The organism is Nocardia sp. BSTN01 (assembly GCF_015354405.1).
Lineage (GTDB): Bacteria > Actinomycetota > Actinomycetes > Mycobacteriales > Mycobacteriaceae > Nocardia.
Window position 1 is genome coordinate 36,468 of record NZ_JADKYP010000017.1, and the last position, 21,706, is coordinate 58,173.

At 69.0% G+C, this 21,706-nt stretch carries 22 protein-coding genes; 11 read left to right on the top strand and 11 right to left on the bottom strand.

The annotated features are described in order from the left end of the window. Position 1 precedes the first annotated feature (1 nt). From thrS to IRT45_RS16285, 4 genes are all read right to left on the bottom strand, one after another. A complete protein-coding gene (gene thrS / locus IRT45_RS16270) occupies positions 2-2,080 on the bottom strand; it encodes a threonine--tRNA ligase (protein ID WP_228534450.1) in 2,079 nt (692 codons plus the stop codon). A 117-nt stretch (positions 2,081-2,197) separates the two neighbouring features. Then, on the bottom strand, positions 2,198-2,845 hold the full coding sequence (locus IRT45_RS16275) for a (2Fe-2S)-binding protein (RefSeq protein ID WP_228534451.1): 648 nt from the start codon (positions 2,843-2,845) through the stop codon (positions 2,198-2,200). 246 nt (positions 2,846-3,091) lie between these two features. Further along, on the bottom strand, positions 3,092-5,332 hold the full coding sequence (locus IRT45_RS16280) for a bifunctional SulP family inorganic anion transporter/carbonic anhydrase (RefSeq protein ID WP_194806694.1): 2,241 nt from the start codon (positions 5,330-5,332) through the stop codon (positions 3,092-3,094). Between the two features lie 290 nt (positions 5,333-5,622). Beyond that, complete coding sequence (locus IRT45_RS16285) at positions 5,623-7,833, bottom strand: bifunctional SulP family inorganic anion transporter/carbonic anhydrase (RefSeq protein WP_194806695.1); 2,211 nt, start codon at positions 7,831-7,833, stop codon at positions 5,623-5,625. Positions 7,834-8,304: 471 nt separating this feature from the next. Between IRT45_RS16285 and IRT45_RS16290 the strand changes: the two genes are divergently transcribed. Next, positions 8,305-9,168, top strand: coding sequence for an NAD(P)-dependent oxidoreductase (locus tag IRT45_RS16290; protein ID WP_194806696.1), 864 nt, complete (start codon positions 8,305-8,307; stop codon positions 9,166-9,168). Here the strand turns inward: IRT45_RS16290 and IRT45_RS16295 are convergent. Then, positions 9,078-9,656: a VOC family protein gene (locus IRT45_RS16295; protein ID WP_228534452.1), complete on the bottom strand. Its 579-nt coding sequence runs from the start codon at positions 9,654-9,656 to the stop codon at positions 9,078-9,080. The genes IRT45_RS16290 and IRT45_RS16295 overlap by 91 nt on opposite strands. 219 nt (positions 9,657-9,875) lie before the next feature. On the opposite strand from IRT45_RS16295, the gene IRT45_RS16300 reads away from it, so the two are divergent. Genes IRT45_RS16300 through IRT45_RS16310 form a run of 3 tightly spaced genes read left to right on the top strand, consistent with a single transcriptional unit; the run spans position 9,876 to position 12,303 of the window. Next, positions 9,876-10,700, top strand: a complete 825-nt coding sequence (locus IRT45_RS16300) for a GntR family transcriptional regulator (protein WP_194806697.1) — start codon at positions 9,876-9,878, stop codon at positions 10,698-10,700. A gap of 29 nt (positions 10,701-10,729) precedes the next feature. Beyond that, positions 10,730-12,148, top strand: coding sequence for an amidase (locus tag IRT45_RS16305; RefSeq protein WP_194806698.1), 1,419 nt, complete (start codon positions 10,730-10,732; stop codon positions 12,146-12,148). 17 nt (positions 12,149-12,165) lie between these two features. Beyond that, entirely contained in the window at positions 12,166-12,303 is a 138-nt protein-coding gene (locus IRT45_RS16310; protein ID WP_194806699.1) for a hypothetical protein, read from the top strand. A gap of 8 nt (positions 12,304-12,311) precedes the next feature. On the opposite strand, the gene IRT45_RS16315 is transcribed toward IRT45_RS16310, so the two are convergent. Continuing rightward, positions 12,312-12,500: a hypothetical protein gene (locus IRT45_RS16315; RefSeq protein ID WP_194806700.1), complete on the bottom strand. Its 189-nt coding sequence runs from the start codon at positions 12,498-12,500 to the stop codon at positions 12,312-12,314. Positions 12,501-12,510: 10 nt separating this feature from the next. Between IRT45_RS16315 and IRT45_RS16320 the strand changes: the two genes are divergently transcribed. The 3 genes from IRT45_RS16320 (at position 12,511) to IRT45_RS16330 (ending at position 14,075) form a co-directional block, all read left to right on the top strand. Further along, positions 12,511-12,960: a TetR/AcrR family transcriptional regulator gene (locus tag IRT45_RS16320; protein ID WP_194806701.1), complete on the top strand. Its 450-nt coding sequence runs from the start codon at positions 12,511-12,513 to the stop codon at positions 12,958-12,960. A 213-nt stretch (positions 12,961-13,173) separates the two neighbouring features. Beyond that, a complete protein-coding gene (locus tag IRT45_RS16325) occupies positions 13,174-13,647 on the top strand; it encodes a MarR family winged helix-turn-helix transcriptional regulator (protein ID WP_106953639.1) in 474 nt (157 codons plus the stop codon). A gap of 5 nt (positions 13,648-13,652) precedes the next feature. After that, positions 13,653-14,075 carry an organic hydroperoxide resistance protein gene (locus IRT45_RS16330; protein WP_194806784.1) on the top strand — a complete coding sequence of 141 codons (423 nt, stop codon included), beginning with the start codon at positions 13,653-13,655 and terminating at the stop codon, positions 14,073-14,075. 1 nt (position 14,076) lies between these two features. Here IRT45_RS16330 and IRT45_RS16335 read toward each other — a convergent pair whose 3' ends face one another. Together IRT45_RS16335 and IRT45_RS16340 are read right to left on the bottom strand one after the other, a co-directional pair. Next, on the bottom strand, positions 14,077-14,232 hold the full coding sequence (locus tag IRT45_RS16335; RefSeq protein WP_167331982.1) for a hypothetical protein: 156 nt from the start codon (positions 14,230-14,232) through the stop codon (positions 14,077-14,079). 36 nt (positions 14,233-14,268) lie between these two features. Further along, a complete protein-coding gene (locus IRT45_RS16340) occupies positions 14,269-15,204 on the bottom strand; it encodes a universal stress protein (protein WP_309241000.1) in 936 nt (311 codons plus the stop codon). Between the two features lie 197 nt (positions 15,205-15,401). On the opposite strand from IRT45_RS16340, the gene IRT45_RS16345 reads away from it, so the two are divergent. From IRT45_RS16345 to IRT45_RS16360, 4 genes are all read left to right on the top strand, one after another. Beyond that, positions 15,402-16,133, top strand: a complete 732-nt coding sequence (locus IRT45_RS16345; protein ID WP_194806703.1) for a FadR/GntR family transcriptional regulator — start codon at positions 15,402-15,404, stop codon at positions 16,131-16,133. Continuing rightward, positions 16,123-16,788: a sterol desaturase family protein gene (locus IRT45_RS16350; RefSeq protein ID WP_194806704.1), complete on the top strand. Its 666-nt coding sequence runs from the start codon at positions 16,123-16,125 to the stop codon at positions 16,786-16,788. Before IRT45_RS16345 ends, IRT45_RS16350 begins: the two co-directional genes overlap by 11 nt. Before the next feature lie 161 nt (positions 16,789-16,949). After that, positions 16,950-17,168 carry a hypothetical protein gene (locus tag IRT45_RS16355; RefSeq protein ID WP_036505405.1) on the top strand — a complete coding sequence of 73 codons (219 nt, stop codon included), beginning with the start codon at positions 16,950-16,952 and terminating at the stop codon, positions 17,166-17,168. A 66-nt stretch (positions 17,169-17,234) separates the two neighbouring features. Next, positions 17,235-17,807 carry a hypothetical protein gene (locus tag IRT45_RS16360; RefSeq protein ID WP_194806705.1) on the top strand — a complete coding sequence of 191 codons (573 nt, stop codon included), beginning with the start codon at positions 17,235-17,237 and terminating at the stop codon, positions 17,805-17,807. 42 nt (positions 17,808-17,849) lie between these two features. Here the strand turns inward: IRT45_RS16360 and IRT45_RS16365 are convergent, their stop codons facing one another. The 3 genes from IRT45_RS16365 to IRT45_RS16375 form a co-directional block, all read right to left on the bottom strand. Continuing rightward, positions 17,850-18,467, bottom strand: coding sequence for a TetR/AcrR family transcriptional regulator (locus tag IRT45_RS16365; protein WP_228534453.1), 618 nt, complete (start codon positions 18,465-18,467; stop codon positions 17,850-17,852). A 54-nt stretch (positions 18,468-18,521) separates the two neighbouring features. Further along, positions 18,522-19,472, bottom strand: coding sequence for an alpha/beta fold hydrolase (locus tag IRT45_RS16370; RefSeq protein ID WP_309241001.1), 951 nt, complete (start codon positions 19,470-19,472; stop codon positions 18,522-18,524). A gap of 83 nt (positions 19,473-19,555) precedes the next feature. Continuing rightward, on the bottom strand, positions 19,556-21,682 hold the full coding sequence (locus IRT45_RS16375; protein ID WP_375540110.1) for an acyltransferase family protein: 2,127 nt from the start codon (positions 21,680-21,682) through the stop codon (positions 19,556-19,558). Between the last annotated feature and the right edge of the window lie 24 nt (positions 21,683-21,706).

Genomic DNA, 21,706 nt, shown 5'->3' on the forward strand with positions numbered 1-21,706 from the left:
CTCACGCCCCACCGGTCCGGACCTCGAATCCTTCCGCGCTCGGCGAGGCGTTGTCGCGCCGCGATATCCAGTCGACGACGGTCGCCACCGCATCGGCCACCGGCACGGTGTTGACCTGGGTGCCGTCGCGGAAGCGGAAGCTCACCGCACCGGCGTTCACATCGCGCTCGCCGGCCAGCAGCATGAACGGGACCTTCTGCGCGGTGTGGTTGAAGATCTTCTTCTGCATCCGGTCGTCACTGCGATCGACCTCGGCCCGCACACCGTGGGCGCGCAGTTCCTCCACCACCGTGTCCAGATGGTCGGCGAACGCGTCGGCGACCGGGATGCCGACCACCTGCACGGGCGCCAGCCAGGCCGGGAACGCACCCGCGTAATGCTCGGTGAGCACGCCGAAGAATCGTTCGATGGACCCGAACAGGGCACGGTGGATCATCACCGGGCGCTGCTTGGTGCCGTCGGAGGCGGTGTATTCCAGGCCGAAGCGCTCGGGCAGGTTGAAATCGAGCTGAATGGTCGACATCTGCCAGGTGCGGCCCAGCGCGTCCTTGGCCTGCACGGAGATCTTCGGACCGTAGAACGCGGCACCGCCCGGATCCGGGACCAGATCCAGGCCCGAATCGGTGGCCACCTTGCGCAGCGTCTCGGTGGCCTCCTCCCACAATTCGTCGGAGCCCACGAATTTCTGCGGATCCTTGGTCGACAATTCCAGGTAGAAATCGTCGAGACCGTAATCGCGCAGCAGGCTCAGCACGAATTGCAGCGTCGAGGTCAATTCGGCGTGCATCTGCTCTTTGGTGCAGTAGATGTGCGCGTCGTCCTGGGTCATGCCGCGCACCCGGGTCAGGCCGTGGACGACACCGGACTTCTCGTAGCGATACACCGACCCGAATTCGAACAGCCGCAGCGGCAACTCCCGATACGACCGGCCGCGCGAGCGGAAGATCAGGTTGTGCATCGGGCAGTTCATCGGCTTGACGTAATAGTCCTGGCCGGGTTTGCGCACGGTGCCGTCGTCGTTGTATTCGGCGTCGAGATGCATGGCCGGGAACATGCCCTCGCGGTACCAGTCCAGGTGTCCGGAGACCTCGAAAAGATGCCCCTTGGTGATATGCGGGGTGTTGACGAATTCGTAGCCGGCCGCGATGTGGCGGCGACGGGAATAGTCCTCGAGTTCCTTGCGGATGATGCCGCCCTTGGGGTGGAACACCGGCAGGCCCGAACCCAATTCATCCGGGAACGAGAACAGATCCAGTTCCAGTCCGAGTTTGCGGTGATCGCGCTTCTCGGCCTCTTCCAGGACGTGCAGGTGGTTCTCCAGCGCCTCCGGCGATTCCCAGGCGGTGCCGTAGATGCGCTGCAGATCCTCGCGGTTCTGGTCACCGCGCCAGTAGGCCGCCGAGGAGCGGGTCAGCTTGAACGCGGGAATGAATTTCGTGGTCGGGATGTGCGGGCCGCGGCACAGGTCGCCCCACACCTTCTCCCCCGAGCGCGGGTCGAGATTGTCGTAGATGGTCAGCTCTTTACCGCCGACCTCCATGACCTCCGGATCGTCGATGCCCGACTTATCGGAGATCAGCTCGAGTTTGAACGGCTCCTTGGCCAATTCCACCCGGGCCTCGTCGACCTCGACCACCCGGCGTGAAAACCGTTGCGCGCCTTTGATGATCTTCTTCATCCGGGATTCGAGCTTGGTCAGATCCTCTGGGGTGAACGGCCGCTCGACCTGGAAGTCGTAGTAGAAGCCGTCCTTGATCGGCGGGCCGATGCCGAGTTTGGCCTCGGGGAACTCCTGCTGCACCGCCTGGGCCAGCACGTGCGCGGCCGAATGGCGGATGACGCTGCGGCCGTCCTCGGAGCCTGCGGTGACGGCCTCGACCTCGACATCGGTCTCGGGCGCCCAGGACAGGTCCCGCAGGTTGCCCTCGTCGTCGCGGACGACGACGACGGTGTCGGGGCCCTTGGTGGCCAGGCCCGCTTCGCGCACCGCGGCGCCCGCCGTCGTCCCGGCCGGCACCCGGACGAGGGCGGCGGGGGTTATGCGGGCTGAGGTGGTCACGGCTGCGCTCTCCTTAGACATGTCGGCATTCTCGTTCCGGGCCGGTCGACGAACAGAAATCTCACCGGCGCGACCAATGCTATCGGGACAGTACCGGTCGTGCGCCGATGGACCGGCCGGGAAGCGGCCGCGGCCCGCTCACCCGCGCCGGGCCAGCTCGGTGAGCAGCCGCTGCCGCTCGGCGGCGGGCCTTTTGGGGCAGCTGGTGCACATATCGCAGCCGGGCACCTCGTAGACCAGGCAGCAGGAGATGCGCCGGACGAACGTGCGCGAGGCGATATCGGTGAATCGCGGCGCGGGCAGCCGCTCCCCGACCTGGGCGGCCAGCCGCGCGCCCGCCTCGGGATCACCCGCGTCGATGGCCCGGTTGCCGATCGCGTCGGCGACGATCGCCCACAGCGCCGCCGGACCGGCGCCGGTCACCCGGGCCACGACCGGGATGACGCGCCGCAGGGTGTCGCCCAGCGCCGCGCCGACCGCCTCGGACTCGCCCGCGGATTCGGGCACGATCCGCTCGATGCCACCGTCGGGCCGGATCTCGCAGCGCAGCCGTTCCAGCGTGGGGTCGGGTGCCGGTGCGCCGGTCGCGTAGGCCTCGGTGATCGGATCCACCAGTGCCGAGGCGGCCATACACCACCACAGCGTGCCCGAGACACGGGAATTGCCTGTGCCCCAGGAAATTCCCATATCGGCGATCCGTTCCGACAGCCACGCGGGCTCGGTGAGTTTGATGCCGGCCACCTGGGCGGGCGTCCCGGACGCCACCGACTGCGCCACCATTTCCATCCGACTCCGATCCACATCGATCCAGCGAATGCATCACGTCCACCATGGCATGTCCGGCGCGCTCGGATCGAGGCGCCGGCAGGGTTTCGGGGTGCGCCGCTCAGCGTATCGGCGCGGGCGACGCCGACGTTCAGGCGCGCCGCGACAGCCGTCCCCGGGTCGTGGCGGGACGGCTGCCGCGGCGAAGGTGGACGGGTGCGCGAGTTCGGCTGTCGGGCCGACGAACTCGCGCACCCTCCGCCCGGATCAGGCGTGGGTCGGATTCCGGGCGGGTATTCCGGGCCGCTCGGCATCGGTGATCTCGGCGATGCCGGTCGTGGTGACCTCGAGGACCCGTGCGGTTCCGATATCGAAGAACAGGCCCGAAAGCGCAACACCGCGCTCGTCGACGGCCCGTGCGACGACCGGATGCTCTCGCAGCGTCTCCAACTGGACCGCGACGTTGACCATGCTCAACTGGTCGGCCGTGCCGTAACCGGCGGCCGCCGCGGCCGCCGCCACCGGATGGCCGTCGCGGTAGCGTTGCAGGGCCTCGGCGCCGTGGGCCAGCCAGTCGTCGATATCGGGACCGGCGGACCGGTCCGACAGCAGGGCGTTCATCGCACCGCAGCCCGAATGTCCGCACACCACGACGTTGCGCACCGACAGATTGTGCAGTGCGAAACTCAGCGCGGCGTCCACCGACACATCGGTGCCGCGCGCCGGGATCAGATTGCCGATATTGCGGACGGTGAACAGGTCACCCGGACCGCTGTTGGTGATCACATTCGGCACGATCCGCGAATCGGAGCAGGTCAGGAAGAAGGAGTCCGGGTCCTGACCGTTACGCAATTCGTCCAGGTGCGGCCGCATCACGTGGGCGTGACTGCGGTGGTAGGCGGCGACACCGGCGGCGACGGGATTGCCACCCTCGGAACGCCACGGTCCCAGCACATCGTCGAGCAGCCCGCGGGCCCGGGCGCGCTGCGGCGGACGCTCGGCCGCCTCGGCCATGCGCGCGGTCCCGATCTCGACGAATTCGACGGTGCCGCCGGTACTTTCGTGCTGCTGCGCCCAGGAGTGGATGGCGTCGTAGGCGGCGTGGTCGAGGAAGTCGACCGTCAGCTCCACCAGGACGTCGGCGCCGGCGGGCACCTTGGCCAGCTGCCCGGTCAGCTTCGGCAGGGCGAGGAAGGTGCAGGTGCCGTCCACGCTCACCAGCCACCGGTCGGTTCCCTCGAACGGAGCGGCCTCGACCGAGACGCGCACCACGCGCCACAGCAGCAACGCGAAGGCGACGACCAGCCCGATCAGCACACCCTCGAGCAGGTTCAAGAACACCACCGCGGCGATGGTCACCGCATAGATCACCAGTTCGCCGGTGCGGTGCGCGATCTTGATGTGAGCGAGCTTCACCAGCTGGATGCCGATCATCACCAGCAGGCCGGCCAGCGCCGATTTCGGGATCTGCTCGACCACGCCCACCAGGGCGATCGAGAACAGCAGCACCCAGACACCATGCAGCAGCGCCGAGGCCCGGCTGCGCGCACCGGCGGTCACATTGGTCGCACTGCGCACGATCACGCCGGTGACCGGCAGGCCACCGATCATGCCGGAGGTCACGTTGGCCGCACCCTGCGCCATGAGCTCACGGTCGAAGTTGGTGCGCGGGCCGTTGTGCATCTTGTCGACGGCCACGGCCGACAGCAGGCTTTCCACGCTGGCGATCAGGGCGACGGTCAACACCGCCAGCGCGACACCGCTCCAGTCTCCGCTGGGCATGTCTGGCAGGCCGACGGCGTCGAACAGCGATCCGCTCATCGTGATGCGGGCGGGGTCTCCGGGCAGCACCAGCGACAGCGCGGTGGCGACCACGATCGCCACCAGCGGTCCGGGGACCACGCGGATCTTGGCCGGCACCCAGCGCCAGCCGAGCATGATCGCGATGACCAGCCCGCCGATCACGACGTCGATACCGCTGAGATGCAGCAGCTGATTCGGCAACTCCGCGACGTTCTCCCACGCCGAGCTCTGCGATGATCCGCCGAGCAGCACATGAACCTGCTGCAAGGCGATGGTGATACCGATGCCGGCGAGCATCGCGTGCACGACGACCGGTGCGATGGCGAGCGCGGCGCGCGCGATCCGGCTCAGGCCGAACACGATCTGCAGCACACCCGCGCAGACGGTGATGAAACAGGTTGTCTTCCAGCCGAATTGATTGATGGTCTCGGCCATGACCACGGTCAGGCCGGCGGCCGGACCGCTGACCTGCAGGACGGAGCCCCCCAGGGTTCCCACCACGATGCCGCCCACGGCGGCGGCGATGAGTCCGGCCGCGACCGGGGCGCCGGTGGCGACCGCGATGCCGATCGAGAGCGGAAGCGCGACGAGAAAGACGACGACGGATGCGGGTAGATCGTGTCGCAGGACCGAATTCATCCGGTCCGACCAGCTGGGGCCCGGCGGGGCCGAGGGTCTGGGCGTAGCGACGGTGTCGGTGGACATATTGCTCCTTCACCGGAGCCGCCGCGGCGGTCCGGTCGGTCGAACATGTTCTCCAGGCATCGAATTCAGCTGCGAGACTTCGTTGTCCAGCAGTGAGCCGGAAGCGAGGGCAACCCTAATAGTAAAGACTAAGCAAAGGCTTAGAAAAGGATCTTTAGCCTCGCACACGTTCCGGATTCGATGTGATGTCCCTCACCCGCCTGCAGCTGCGACCTGCACCGGCACCACTGTGCGCCCGCTCAGGGCACGTTTTCCATCCGCCGAAATTGCCAGAACTGGGAATGCTCCTTTCAGGAAACCGGGACCGGCACGGGGTGGCGGAGGTCGTCGATATCGGCGATACCGTCGGGCGTGATCGCGAGGACGCGCGCGGTGGCGATATCGAAGAACAATCCCGACAGCACCACGCCACGCGCCTCGATCCCGCGCCGCACGACGGGATGGGCGGCCAGCGTCTCGATCTGCACGGCGACGTTCACCATGCCCAGCTGGTCGACCTCGCCGTATCCGGCGGCCGCGGCCGCCGCCGCCACCGGATGTCCGGCCCGGAAGCGCTCGAGCGCGGGCCGGCCGTGTGCGAGCCAGTCGTCGAGACCCGAGCCGGTGTGCAGACCGTGGTGCAGTGCGTCCATGGCGCCGCAGCCGGAATGCCCGCACACCACGATCGAGCGCACGTCGAGTTTGTTCAGTGCGTAGACCAGCGCGGCCTCGACCGAGGTGTCGCGGCCGTCGGCGGGGATCAGATTGCCGATATTGCGCACGGTGAACAGATCGCCGGGGCCGCTGTTGGTGATCACGTTCGGCACGATGCGGGAGTCTGCGCAGGTGACGAACAGTGATTCCGGATCCTGGGTGTACCGCAGTTCGTCCAGATGCGGCCGCATCATATGGGCGTGCCCGCGGTGATAGGCCGCGATCCCGGCGGCGATCCGATCGGTGCGGGTGGTGGGACGCCAGGGCGCGAGAACGTCGTCGAGCATCCGCCGGGCGTGACCGCGCGCGGGCGGTCCCGCGGTGAGGTCGGCGATCCGCACGGCGCCGAGTTCGACGAATTGCACCGTGCCGCCCAGGCTTTCGTGTCGCTGCGCCCATTCGTGCAGGGTGTCGGAGGCGGCGTGGTCGATGAAGTCGACGGTCATCTCCACGGTCACCGGAACGCCCGCGGGGATCCGCGCCAGCGCAGCGGTGAGTCGCGGCAAGGCCAGGAAGGTGGCCGAACCATCCACGGTCACGAGCCAGCGCCCGGTGTCGCCGACCGGCGCGGCCACGATCACCACCCGCACCACCCGCCACATGAGCAGCGCGAACGAGAGCACCAGCCCGATCAGCATACCCAGCAGCAGATTGCCGAAGATCACCACGAGAACCGTTGCGGCATAGACGATCAGATCGCCGGCGCGGCGCGCGAGGCGGATGTGGGCGAGTTTCACCAGTCCGATACCGATGACGATCAACAGCCCGGCCAGCGCGGCCTTCGGGATCTGGCGCACCACCTCGACCAGCGCGACGGAGAACACCAGCACCCACACGCCACTGAGCATCGTGGAAGCCTTGGTCCGCGCGCCGGCCTTGGCGTTGGTGATACTGCGGACGATGACCGCGGCGATGGGCAGGCCACCGAGTATGCCGGAGGTCATGTTCGCGACGCCCTGACCGAGCAGTTCGCGGTCGAGGTCGGTGCGGTACTCCGGTCGCAACCGGTCGACGGCCACCGCGGACAGCAGCGTCTCCACGCTGGCGATCAGCGCGATGGTGAACGCCGTCAGCACGACCGCACTCCAATTGCCGTGCGGCAGTTGCGGTAACGACATCGCGTCGAACAGCGACCCGTGCAGCGTGATGCGTTCCACGCTGGTGGGCACCACCATCGCGAGCGCCGTCGCCGCGACCACGGCGGCCAGCGGCGCCGGGACCGCACGGATCCGGCCCGGCAGATAGCGCCAGCCCAGCATGATCGCGATCACCACCCCGCCGACCAGCGCGTCGCCGGCGTGCATCACCGTCAGCTGATGCGGCAGCTGGACGATGCTCGCCCACGACGAACTCAACGTCTGCCCGCCCAGCAGGACGTGCAGTTGCTGCAGTGCGATCACGACGCCGATGCCGGCGAGCATGGCGTGCACCACCACGGGCGCGATGGCCAGTGCGCCGCGCGCGATCCGGCTCAGGCCGAACACCACCTGCAGCGCGCCGGCACAGACGGTGATGAAACACGTTGTCGCCCAGCCGAACTGGTGGATGGATTCGGCCACCACGACGGTGAGGCTGGCGGTGGGTCCGCTGACCTGCAGTACCGAACCGCCACACAGTCCGGCGACCAGACCGCCGACCACGGCGGCGATCAAACCGGCCGCGACCGGCGCGCCCATGGCGACGGCCACACCGATGGACAGGGGTAGTGCGACGAGGAAAACCACCACGGAGGCGGGTAAATCGTGGCGTAGAACGACCGAAAGGCCCCGAGGTGACGTCCGTCGGACCGAGTCGGTGTCGGTGGACATATTTCTCCTTCGCCGAACCGGTGTCGGTTCGGTCCATCGGTGGAACATGTACTGGCATCGAGAGCGGGCGGGCGAAGCGGATGACGCGAGATGTGTTGCGCCTGCGACGCATCCGGACAGGGATGCCCGGCAGCGGCCCAACGCGCCTAATAGTAAAGACAACGCAAAGCAGATGGAAAGGGTTTTCAGCACAAAAGTCGGCGCCGGTATCCAATTGTGATCCATATCACAATCGGACTGGAGGTCCGGAAATACCCGGAACTACCCCCGAACGCCGAAGGGCACCGAAACACGATGGCGCAGAATCGCTTCACCGTACCCACTGGCGATACTACCGCAGCCATGTTCCTGGTCACTTGTACGATTCGCCTATCACCGAGGCCGAGCGCGACCGGCGCGACGCACCGCGGGACAGTGGGAAGGGCAGGGTCGGCGCCCTGTGCCGACCGGGATCCGGACGAGGAGGCAGCAGTGCATATCGCGGTACTGGGAATGGGACGGATGGGTCGCGCCGTGGCCGGGCGCCTACTCGACGGCGGACATCGGGTGACGGTGTGGAACCGCACCGAAGGCAAAGCGGCCGAACTGATTTCGTCCGGCGCGACGGAGTCCGCAACGGTGGCGGCGGCCGTGTCGGGAGTCGACGCCGCCCTCACCGCGCTCGCCGACGACGCCGCGGTGACCTCTGTGGCCTTCGGCGAGTTGCAGACATCCCTCGATTCCGGCACCCCGTACATCGACTGTTCCACCGTCTCCCCCGCATTGGGCGCCGCCCTCGCCGACGGCTTCGGTGACCGGTTTCTGGCCCTTCCGATCGTCGGCGCGCCCGGCGCGGTGACGGCCGGGAAGGCGACGCTGCTGGCCGGTGGGCCCGCGCGGCTGCGGGACCGGCTCGCCCCACTGCTCGGCACGCTCTCCGAGCGGGTGCGCCACTACGATTCGGCGGCACATGCGCTGACCGCCAAGGTGACCACGAATTTCCTGCTGATCACCGGGGTGGCGGCACTGGCCGAAGCGTTCACCGTGGGGCGATCCGGCGGACTCGGCGACGACCAGTTGCGCGAACTGCTCGCCGACGCGCCGGTCGTCGCGCCCGCCCTGGCGAACCGCTTCGACGCCGTGCTCACCGCCTCCCCCGACGGATGGTGGACCACCGTCCTGGGCGCCAAGGACGCCGGACTCGCTTTCGACATCGCCGCACAGGCGGGCGCGCACCTGCCGCTGGCGGAAATCGTGCGCAAGCGTTACGAGGATGCGGCACGAACGAATCCCGACGCCGATATCGCGGCCATCGCCGCGCTGTACCGGGACGGCGGCGACTCGGCGCACGGGTGAGCGATCGCCTCGTCGACTCCCGGCTGCGCGACTCGAGGCTCGGCGGCTCCGGGCTCGGCGGCTCCGGTTTGGGCGAAGTGCACGACTTCCCACAGATGCCCGTCGGGGTCGGCGAAGTAGCCGGCATAGATTCCCCACGGCCGGGTGCGCGCGGGCTGGACCACGGTGCCGCCCGACGCGCCGGCGAGTTCCAGAACTCGTACCGCCTCGGCGTCACTGTCGACGAACCAGCCCAGACTCATCGCGGAACCGTGCACGCGTTCCGGCGGGATACCCGCGTCCTTGGCCAGGTCGTCGCGCCCGTAGAGCGCCGGCGTCACCCCGTTGCCGAGCGTGAACATGACCACCGCCCCACCGGGATTGTCCGCATCCGGCCGGAATTCGGTTCCGATGATCCCCGGTGACTCCAATCCGAGCGCCCGGTAGAACCGCAGCGACACCTCCAGATCGCGCACGCCCAGCGTGATCGCGTGGATCTGTGCTCGCATCGGACATGTCGCGCGCTGGGTCTCACTTCCGCAGGCCCGCGTAACTTCCGGCACCGATGTTGCGGGCCGGATCGTGCGGCGCGGCGCGACCGCGAAATGCCGTCCAGGCGCACCCGAAACCGCTGGTCACGCCGGTCCGGTCCAGGCCGGCCGGCCGCGTAATCCGGTCTTTACCGGAAGTCCTTGTCGCGTAACGCGGATTCTCTGCACGCTACCGGCATGCACCACCGCTCCGAACAACTCCGCTCCGACCGGACCACTCACGACCGCCGCGTGTTCGGCGATCAGATGCGCGAAATCCTGCCGGCCGCAGCGCAACTGCCCGCCCGGCGCCTACGGGATCTACTGCGGGCGGACCTGCGGGCGGGCTCGTTCGGCACCGGGCGGCTGCCCGGCGAACCGGAATTGATGGCGCGCCACCATCTCCCGCGCGACGTGGTCCGCGCCGCGCTGAGCATGCTGCGCGCCGACGGTTTGATCGAGCGACGCCGCGGAGTGGGCACGGTCACGGTCGGCGAGCACTATGTCGTATCCGGCGCACTGCCGCCGGAGGGCCGGACACTCGAGCAGCATCTGGCCCTCGGCCGGATCTCGCCACGCCTGCTGTACTGGGCGTGGATCCCAGCGCCGCCGGTGATCGCCGCCCATCTGGCCGGTGTCGGGCCAGGAGACGATTGCCTGTGCGTCGAATACGTCCTGCTGCTCGACGATCGCCCACTCGCGGTGTTCACCAATTACTTGCGCACACCGGAGGCGACGCGGATCGATCAGGCCGCGTTCGGCGACGACTTCTACAGCCTGTTGCGCGGCGGCCGGGTGGATGTCGGCGGCAGCGACGTCGGCGTCCAGGCCGCACGCGCCGACGAGTGCACCGCGGCACTGCTGCACATCCTGCCCGGTGAGCCGGTGCTGCTGGTGGAACAGACCATCCGCACCCGCGCCGGTATCGCCGTCGATTACGCGCTGGGTTCCTGCCGTGCCGAGATCCAACTCGAACTCGGCGCCATCCCCCGGCTCGATATGACCGCCACCCTGTCCCGCTGACACCTCCGCCCGCCCAGGTAAGGACGACCATGACACTCGCCGACCCACCCGTACTCTCCGGACTGACCGAGGCCGCCGCCGCGCTGCGCTCCGGCGAGACCACCGCCACTCGGCTGGTCGAACAGGCCCTCGCCGCCGCCGACGCTCACGACGCGACGCTCGGTGTCTACCTGTCGCGGTTCGACGAGCGCGCCGTCGCACAGGCCGCGCGCATCGACGAGAAGCTGGCCGCCGGCGTTGCGCTCGGCCCACTGGCCGGAATTCCGGTGGGAATCAAGGATATTCTCGCCCATTCCGCCGCGCCCACCACCGCGCAGAGCCTGGTTCTCGATCCCGGCTGGGGCGCCGCCCAGGGCGATTGCACGGTGGTCCGCCGGCTCGAGGAGGCCGGCGCCGTCGTCACCGGCAAGGTGACCACGATGGAGTTCGCCATCGGTCTCCCGGATCCGGCCAAACCCTTTCCGGTACCACGTAATCCGTGGGATCCGTCCCGTTGGGCGGGCGGGTCGAGTTCGGGATCGGGCAGCGGCGTGGCCGCCGGGATGTTCCTGGGTGCCGTCGGGACGGACACCGCGGGCAGTATCCGTATTCCGGCCGCATTCAATGGGGTCACCGGATTGAAGCCGACCTTCGGCCGCGTCCCGAAATCCGGTGTGGTTCCGCTGGGGTACACGCTCGACCATCCGGGTCCGATGGCCCGTTCGGCCGCCGACTGCGCTCTGCTGCTGTCGGTGCTGGCGGGATACGACCCGGCCGATCCCTACAGTGCGCACACACCGATCGACGACTATCCGGGTGCGCTCACCGGCGATCTGAGCGGGCTGACCATCGGCGTGGACGATCTGGATCGGTTCGCCGACGGTGGTATCGATCCGGCTCAGCCACAACGGTTTTCCGATGCCGTGGCCGTGCTCGCCGCGGCGGGCGCCCGGATCGTGCCCGTGGAGGTGCCGATGTACCGGGAACTGACCGCGGTCGACGTCGTGGTGATGCTGGCGGAGGCGCACGCCTACCACCGGCCCGCGCTGCGCGAACGCTGGGCTGACTACGGACAGGCCACCCGCATCATCCTCGCCGGCGGCGATGCGGTCAGCGGCCCGGATTATGTTCAGGCTCAACGGGTTCGCCGCATCGGCAGGCAGCGGATGGCCGAACTGCTGACGAAGGTCGACCTGGTGGTGACGCCGACCGGACACCTCGGCGCCCCCGCGATCGCCGATCTGGATCAACTACAACCGATGGGGGTGCTGTCGAGTCTGCACACCCCGTACTGGAACCCGCTGGGCAACCCCACCCTCGCGCTGCCGATCGGCGCCACCGCCGGCGGTCTGCCCCTGTCGATGTCGGTGTCCGGCAACCATTTCGGCGAAGCCACCGTCCTGCGCACCGGGGACGCCTACCAGCGCCGCACCACCCACCACATCGAAACCCCCACCGCCCTCCGCTGAATCGTCAGGAGCCGATCATGACCTGGACCACCGACCCCGAGGAAACCGCAGCGGTCGACGCGATGCGGGTGGCCGTGCGCGCCATGGCCGACCTGCTCACCACGGTCGACGCCACCCGCTACACCGACCCCGCGGGCGGCTTCGGTCTCACCTGAGGCTCACGTCACCGGCGTTTCACGGCGACGAGGCACCGTGCCGGGCCCAGAGCCGCGACGAGCCCACCGATTCGACCGGCCCGGCGTCCGGCCTCCGCCAGCGCCGCCTCGCCGGCCGCGCGCGCCGCCCCGAATCCGATGCGGGCGACCAGGTCGGGGCGCAACTGGGCGGCCGGCCGCTGGGTCAGCCCCATCACGCGATAGAGCGTGGCGGCGACGACCGGATCACGGGGTGCGCTGGGGACCGACAAATCGCTGACCATCGGTGTGTGGGAACTCCCGCCGCGGGCCCTGGCGCTGTTCGCGGTGGCCGCGTACCAGGTGGTCGACATGACGGCGCCCACACCGGAGTTGGCCCGCACGGCAACACTTTTCGCACTGCGCTACCTGCGCGGCCACGAGGCGTTCCGGTACACCCGTGGTCACGAACCGCAGTGGCTGTTGAACGCGGCGGTCACCCATATGGAGTCCGAGCGCAATCTCGTCGACACCGTGGCCGCGCTGCTGTCCCTGCGCCACGCCGGCGACTTGGCGGTCAGGCCGGAACAAGCCGCCGAGATCATCGTGCGCACCGTGGTGTCGCACATCCTCGTCGAACGCAGCACCCTGAGCGACGAGGAGATCGCGGAGATGGTCGTGCGGGCAACGTCGGCCTGAGGACGCACTCAAACTGAGACGCATCCGGGTATCGAGTATCACCGCCGCGCCAAAGACCACGGCGACACCGAACTACCCACCTCGGGGGGCACATCGACATCCCGCCCGAGCCGGTTCCGCCCGCTCGTCAGCCCACCCAGGTGGCAGTCGGGGTGATCCAGCACACAGCGCATATAGGTTGTGCACAACTTTATTGCGTCCTATATTTGTCTCATGACCGATCCGCTGGCTCTGGACCAGCAGCTGTGCTTCCAGCTGTACGCCGCCTCCCGGGCGGTGACGGCCCGCTATCGGCCGCAGCTGGACGCGCTGGGGCTGACCTATCCGCAGTATCTGGTCATGCTGGCGCTGTGGGAGCGCGACGGGCGCGGCGTCGGTGATCTCTGCTCCGCCCTCGCCCTCGATTCCGGTACGCTCTCACCGCTGTTGAAACGCCTGGAGGCCGCCGGGTTCGTCGAACGCCGGCGTGCCGCGGACGACGAACGCCGGGTCGAGATCCGGCTCACCGAACGCGGGGACGCACTGCGAGAACGCGCCTGCGACATTCCGGCGCGCATGGCCACCGCATTCGGCGGCGGACTGTCCCTGGACGAGCTGGTGACATTGCGCGAAACACTGGCCCGGCTGACTGCCGCGCTGAATACCGAACCGGATGCCGAAGGCGCATCCACCGAGAGAAAGCGATGACCGATATGGCAATTCTCTACACCGCCGAGGCCCTGGCCACCGGAGACGGCCGCAACGGCCACGCCCGCACCACCGACGGCAAACTGGACATCACCCTCGCCATACCGCAGGAGATGGGTGGCAGCGGGGCGGGCACCAACCCCGAGCAGCTGTTCGCCGCCGGCTACGCGGCGTGCTTCCACTCGGCGCTGCGCGCGGTCAGCAAGCAGGAGAAGGCCGACGTCAGCGATTCCGCGGTCGGCGCGAAGGTCGGCATCGGCCCGAACGACGCGGGCGGCTTCGGTCTGGAGGTGACCCTGGAGGTGTCACTGCCGCACCTCTCGCGCGACGAGGCTCAGGCGCTGGCCGACAAGGCACACCAGGTGTGCCCGTACTCGAATGCGACGCGTGGCAACATCGACGTCCACGTGATCGTCGCCGAGGACTGAGTCAGCCGCGCTGCCACCAGCGCTTCGCCGGCGCCGGGTCGGTGTGCCCGCCACACCACCGGTCGGCCGGAACCGTCGCGCGCACCTCGTCGATGTGGGCGCCGCAGCCGGACCAGGTGGTCTTGCCGCAGGTCGTGCAGGTGGTCGGGACGCACATGACATCTCCTCGTGGTCGGGGCGTCGTGGTGCGCCGTCAGCGGCGCACCACCATGATGGGACATTCGACCGAACCGATCAGCGCCACACTGGTCGAGCCGAGCAGCATCCCGGCGAATCCGCCGCGGCCGCGGCTGCCCACCACCACCAGTTGCGCCGAATCCGATTGCTCCAGCAGCGATTTCGCGGGATTGTCGCGCACCACCTGCAGAGTGACCGGCAGCTCGGGATACCGTTCGCGCCACGGCGCGAGCCGCTCGGCGAGCATGGCGTGTTCGGCGCGCACGATCGTATCCCAGCCGAACATCGAGATGTCGAGACCGGTGGTGTCGCTCCACGAATGCAGCGCCACCAACTCGACACCACGCCGGTGCGCCTCGGCGAATGCCGCGTCGACGGCGGGTTCGCTGTTCTCGGTGCCGTCGACACCCACCAGCACCGGACGCCGCACCGCGACCGGGTCGGTGGCCGCATGGGATTTGACGATCACCACCGGACATTTCGCATGATGGACCAGCGCCGAGCTGACCGATCCCAGCAACCCGCGCTGCAACGCACCTCGCCCGCGACTGCCCGCGACCAGCTTGCCGGCGGACTCCGACCGCACCAACATGTCGCCGATGATCAGCTCCAGTCCCAGTTCGGCGTCGATATCGAGATCCGGCCCGCCGATGTCGCGAGCCACGTCCGTCGCGCGCGTGAGGATCTGCTCGCCGTCGGTGCGCAACCAATCCGGCTGTGCCGTACCGGCGGCCAGGCCGGGACCGAAACTCGCCGGAATCGCGATCGAATGCACGATCTGCAGCGGTGATCCGCTCAGTGCCGCATCGCGGGCCGCCCATGCCACCGCCTGCAGCGAGGTCGGCGAGCCGTCCACGGCGACGACGATCGGCCCCTTCGCGGTCTCCGGCTGCCCCGCGGGTACGGACTCGGCGGACGCGGACTTCTCGGTCACGGATTCCTCGGTGGTCACGGACATCCTCCTCGATCGACTACGCGGCGTACGAAGGCCGGTCCGGCCCGGCGGCCGCCACAGGGCGGAACTCGGGAGCACTGCACCTATCGGAACAGCTCGATCGTAGCCGGAGCGCGGCGATTCCCTCGGAATCGAATCGAGGAGACTGGTCTGACCACTTGACCTCTGACCGCAGCGGGATTACCGTTCCGGTCATGGCCTTTCAGCGGATCGACCGGCAGACGGTCCCCGACGCGGTATTCGACCAGCTCGTCACCGAGGTCCTCGACGGAGAGCTTCCGGCGGGCGCCACCCTCCCGGCCGAGCGACAGCTCGCCGAGGCACTCGGGGTGTCGCGGCCTACCGTGCGCGAGGCACTGCGCAAGCTCGCGCACACCGGCCTCATCGACGTGCGCCAGGGCGGGGCGACCACGGTGCGCGACTTCCGTCGTGCGGCCGGATTGGATCTGCTGCCCCGGCTCATCGTGCGCAACGGCGAGTTCGACCACACCGTGGTCGCGAGCATCCTGCAGGCGCGCCTGGTCCTGGGCCGGGAGGTCGCCGCCCTGGCCGCCGAGCAGGGCGGCACGCAACTGCACGCCGAACTCGGCGACTGCCTGGAATCGCTTGCCGCACAACAAGAGCCGGTCGCACAACAACTCGAGGCGCTGAAATACTGGGACCACATCGTCGACGGCACCGGATCGATCGTCTTCCGGCTGTTGTTCAACACACTGCGTGAGGTCTACGAGCCCGCGATCGTCGCGCTGGCGGGTGTGATGGCCGCCGAGGTCGGCAGCATCGACCACTACCGCCGGCTCACCGCGGCCGTCGTCGGCGGCGACCCCGCCGCGGCCCGCACCGCCGCGGACACGCTGTTACGCGTCGCCGCAACACAATTCGACACCGTGATACGCACGATGGAAGGTGCGGACGATGACCGCTGAGACCCGCTCCCATCGCCGGACCACAACGCTGCCCGGCGCCTTCGGCGTCTTCGTGCACCGCCCCTCGCCGTGGATCATCACCACGCTGCTGGCGGGCGCGCTCGCCGCCCGGATCGCGGTGGGCGACTGGCAGCTCACCGACGCCCTGGTCGCCGGGGTGATGCTGGCGTTCTTCCCGGTGACGGAGTGGATGATCCACGTGTGCATCCTGCATTGGCGGCCCCGCCGGATCGGCCGGCTCACCCTCGATTCACTGCTCGCGCGCAAACATCGCGAACACCATGCCGACCCGCGCCGGGTGGACCTGATCTTCATCCCGTGGCAGACCTTCCTCTGGCTCTTCCCGGCTCTCGTTCTCGTTGCGGCACTGGCATTTCCGCGCATCGGACTGGGGTTGACGTTCCTGACCGTGGTCGGCGCGCTGGGTCTGGCCTACGAGTGGACCCACTACCTGATCCACACCGACTATCAGCCGCGCACCCGCCTCTACACCGCGGTCCGGCGCAACCACCGGCTGCACCACTTCAAGAACGAGCACTACTGGTTCACCGTCACCAGCTCCGGTACCGCCGACCGGCTGCTCGGCACCTATCCGGATCCGGCGTCGACCCCGAATTCCCGCACCGCGACGGCATTACACGGCACCGGTCGCTGAGCACCCTCGCCTCGGCCGGATCCCGCGGCGCACCGACAGTGGCCGCCCCCGGCACTGCTGCCCCGGATACTCGGGGCTGGTCCGATTCGTCCGGATGTAGTGAATTTGACGGTGCGGCAGCCGCATTCACAACGACGTCCACGGAATAGGACTTCATCCGAATGAAGAAACTCGGAACTCTGACCCTGATCGGTGCCGCCGCGGCGGCCGCGCTGTGCGGCGGAGCGGGCATCGCGGCGGCCGACGACGCCGTCTCCGCGACACCGGTGGTGGCGCCGGGCGAGCCGGACCCCACGGGCACCGGCTCCGCGTCCGGCATCACCGATCTGGTGAAGGCGCTGTCGAGCGGAAGTGCGCAGGCCGCGACGCCCGCGCAGTGATCGGGACGGTTCCCCACTTCACCGGAGGTGGGGAACCGGCGCGGCGGGACCACTATGTTCGTGGGTATGCACTGGGATCAGATGACCGCCACGACCGAGGAGCTGCGCAAGCGAGCGACCCGCCTGCGACGCGGCGTCGGCCAGCTCGGCATCCTCGAATCGATTCTCAGCGCGGCGCACGGCCCGTGGCTGGGCGCGATGGACGCCGACGGCCGCGGCACCGCCGAACTCAGAATGCATCTCGCCGGGCGATATCGGGTGACCGCGGTGGTGACCAGCGCGGGCAAGCTGAGCATGATCCAGCTGCACGCCCCCACCCCGGACGGTGGCGACAGCGAGCGCGTGCTCTCCCCCAAGCCCGCACTGCGCCGCGGCTGGGACGACGACGAGCCGATGCCGAAACAACCGCAGTGGCTGGACTATCTGGTCGAGTGGGTGGATTCGGCGAGCACCGACGTCGACCGGCGTTCGGTGCTGGAATGGCATCTCGAGGGCGCGGACCGGCGACTCGCGGCGATGAACGAGACCATCGAGAGTCTGCGACTGAGCCTGGCCGAGCGCGAAGAACTTCGCGACGAGGTCGCGGCCGAGGTCGACCAACTACGCGCCGAACTGGACTCGCTCGATCCCGCGCGATAGGTGCCGATCAGTCGATGCGCGACAGTGGCTGAGTAGCCCGGATCAGGTCTCGATCAACGACAGTGCGACCGGGATGAGGAGATCGGTCAGCTCACTCACGTCGGGACGGGGCTGCATCAGCAACCATTCGTGGGCCAGGCCGTTCACCGCGCCGATCAGCACACTCGCCGAGAGCGCGGCGCCGCCGCGCAGACGCGCGCCCTGGCCGGCGATCGGCACCACCACCATCTCCAGCAGGGTGACCCAGCCGTGCCGGCGTTCGCGGCGATGCTGCTCCATCCGGTCGCTCGCCCCGACCACCTCGATGAACGCCAGCTTGGCCCGGTACGGATCGGAGGTGATCGAATCGAGATAGGCCGACAGCACCACCGCCATCGCCTGCGCCGGATCGGCCGGCGAGAGCGTGCCCAGGGTGCGCACGACCGCCGCGGCGGCGTCGTCCTGGACCCGGTCGTAGGCGGCGATCAGCACATCCTCGCGGGTCTGGAACTCCTCGTAGAACTGCCGCTTCGACAGTCCGGCCGCGGCGCACACATCGGCCAGCGAGCAGTTCGCGTAGCCGCGTTCGGCGAACACCTTCGTCGCCGCGACGATGAAACGCTGACGACGTTCGGCCCGGCGTTCGGTCACCGCACGGCCGCCGTACTGTCTGTCCGCCATCGTCACGAATCCACACTATCGGTCGCGGCCGCCGGCGGCGGGAACGGTGCCCGGCTACGCCGATTCCGCGACGCTCGCGAGAATCGCCACCCGCGCCACGGACCACGCCGCGGATCCCGGATCGGTGAATTCGGCATGCCCGACACCGGGCAGGATGTGCAGGTCGGTGGGGTCGCCGGCGCGGCGGGCGGCCTCGGCGTAGCGGCGGCTCTGTTCGACCGACACCACCCGGTCCGCATCGCCGTGTACGGCCGTGATGTGCACGCCCCGGGGGAGATTGACGATCGGTGAGGCGTACCGGTAGCGGTCGGGCACCTCGTCGGGCAGACCGCCCAGCAGTTTGCGCGCGAATCCGTCGTTGCCGTGCGCCACCGCGTAGTCCAGATCCAGTACCGCGGCCATCAGCGTCACACTGCGGATGCGCAATCCGCGCGATGCGGCCTCGCCGGCGGTCCGACGGCCCGCGACCCACGCCGCCAGCTGTCCGCCCGCCGAATGACCGGCGAGATGGACATTGTCCAGATCGAGGCGGCCCCCGGCACGCTGCTGGACGACCGTGGCCAGAGCTGCGACGGCGTCGTCGACATCGGTCAGCGTCACCGGCCAGCCGCCGGCGCCGTTGACCCGCCGATACTCGACATTCCACACCGCCACACCGGATTCGGCGAGTTGCCGGGCCTGCGCGGAGAACTGGGTCAGATCGCGGTACTGCGCCCAGCCGCCGCCGTGGATCAGCACAACCACCGGACACCGGCCGGTCGATCCGGACAGCGGCCCGCCGGCGGGCAGATAGAGGTCACCGAAGGTATCGGCTTCGCGGTCGTACGCGATCCGGATCGGCACACCGGCTTCGGCCGGTTGGATGCTCAGGCCCGGCACCGCCGGACCGGCATGACCGTCCGGCGCCGCCGGTTCCACGGAACCGAATCCGATCGCCGCGACGACGACCGCGAGTACCCCGGCCATGACCCACCGGCGCGTCCCACCCTGTCCAACGCCCACCACGTGCGGGCACCTCCTGCTCGAGCCACTCGTGGAATACGGTACTGGCAATCGAGTCGCCGTGTCTCCCCACGTGACGCGCGGCACTACCACCAGTGCAGCAGCGGTCCCAACTCCCGGCCGAGAGCCCCGGACAGCGAGCGCGAATAGCTCGAAGTCAGATGGTGTTCGTCGTGGTAGATCAGGATGTTGCCGGCGACCACGGGGCACACCGACGCATCGCAGAACGCATCGCTCAGGTCGATCGGGAAGATGTTCGGGTAGCGCGAGGCCGGTTCGAGCTGCGGATCGACCGGATCGAGCGCATCACCGCGGCGCATACCGCAGCTGACCGGGTCGCCGCCGCCGGCCAGGCAGTCGGCCGCCGCGTAACGGATCTCGTTGTGGCGCAACCACGGTGAGTCGCGGATGGTGACGGTGTCGAGCCCGCGTTCGGCCAGGGCCGACCACACGTCCACGTATTCGGGCGGCGTCTCGTCGCCGGTCCCGGTGCGGGGCCGGCTGCCGGTGGTGAACACCCAGTCCGGACGGTCGACGGCCAGGCGGTCCAGGACCGCGCGCGACCAGTCCCGGCAGTCGGGAATCGGTTCACCCTTGTAGGTGGCGTCGTCGGCCAGGGTGAGCGGGCAGCCCATCTTCAGATACACCTGGATGCGGAAGGAATGCTGTGCGGCGAGCTCTTGGAGCGCCGGAACCCAGTGTTCGGCATGGGAACTGCCCACCACCGCCAGGGTGCGAGTGGCGCTCGCATCGCCGTAGGTGCAGGTGACCACCTCGCGGGTGTCCCAGTCGGCGATACAGCCGTCGAGCGTCGGCGGCGGCAGTTCGCCGGGAGCCTGCAAGACCGTCGGCCGCATCGGCGCCTGCGGAGTCGGTGCTCCCGCCGCCAGCGCCTCCGCGCCCGGATACAGCACCCGATCCAGCGGCCGCGTCGGTTGTGCCGGATGCATACGCACCACACCGAACTGCCATGCGCCCGTGGCCGCGACCACGGCGACGGCCACCGCGCACACCAGCGCGCCCGCGCCACGCCGATACAGCGGCGACGAACTCAGCGGCGCACTGCGCGCCCCCAGTCGCAACGGCTGTTCGACGAGTAGGTGCGTCGCCCATGCCAGCAGCAGCGACGCCGCGACCACCAGCGCGCCGTCGCGCAGCCCGGCGTGCGGGCGACCCGACTCGGCGAGGTAGAAGATGAGAATCGGCCAGTGCCACAGATAGAGCGGATAGGCGATCTCGCCGAGCCACTGCGCCGGCCGCGAGGACAGAATCCGATTGGGCCATGGCATATCCGCCGCGGCGACGTTGTTGCCGGACACGATCACCGCGACCGCGGCGAGCACCGGCACCAGCGCGGCCGGGCCCGGGTAGCGGTTCGCCCCGTCGACGATCAGCCAGCCGCACAGCAGCACGCCCGCCAGACCGGCGAGCGCGGTCACCGCCCGCAGCATCCGAGGTAGCAGCAGGGCCGGTCCGGCCAGCGCCGCCCCCGCGAGCAGCTCCCACAGCCGCGCACCGCTGTCGTAGTAGTTCCAGCCCTGATGCGTTGCCGCCCCGTGCGTCGCGTACAGCAGCGACACGACGGCCGCGGGTGCGATCAGACCGGCCAGAACAGGGCGCAACAGTGCGATGCGGTCGATGCGGTGCAGCGCGGCGGCGACCACCGCCACCACGACGAGGGCGAGCAGATAGAACTGTCCTTGCACGGCCATCGACCACAGATGCTGCAGCGGGCTCACCGACGGGTCCGCGGCCAGGTAGTCCGACCAACTCGTGGCGAGTTGCCAGTTCTGGTAGTAGAACAGCGACGCCAGCGTTTGGCCTGCCAGATCCGACCATTGCGTGTAGGGCCGCGTGGAGACCGTCGCCGCCACGACGGCGGCCAGGACGACGACCATCGCCGGCAGCAGCCGCCGCCCGGTGCGGCGCACGGTGAATCCGATGCCGACGGCTCCCCGCTCCGCGCGGCGCACCAGCAGTCCGGTGAAGAAGAATCCCGACAGCACCAGGAAGACGTCCACGCCGCCCGAGACCCGGCCGAACCAGATGTGGAACACCACCACCAGCGCGATCGCCACACCGCGCAACCCGTCCAGGTCACCGCGGTAGGCGGTCCTCCGGGTCGACGCGGTCTCGGCTCGACCCGACGCCGACCGGGCCGGCGCGGGCCGTGGCGGCGCGGCGATCCGGGCGCGCGCGATACCTCCGATCACCACGCGAAACGCCGGTTCCCGCGA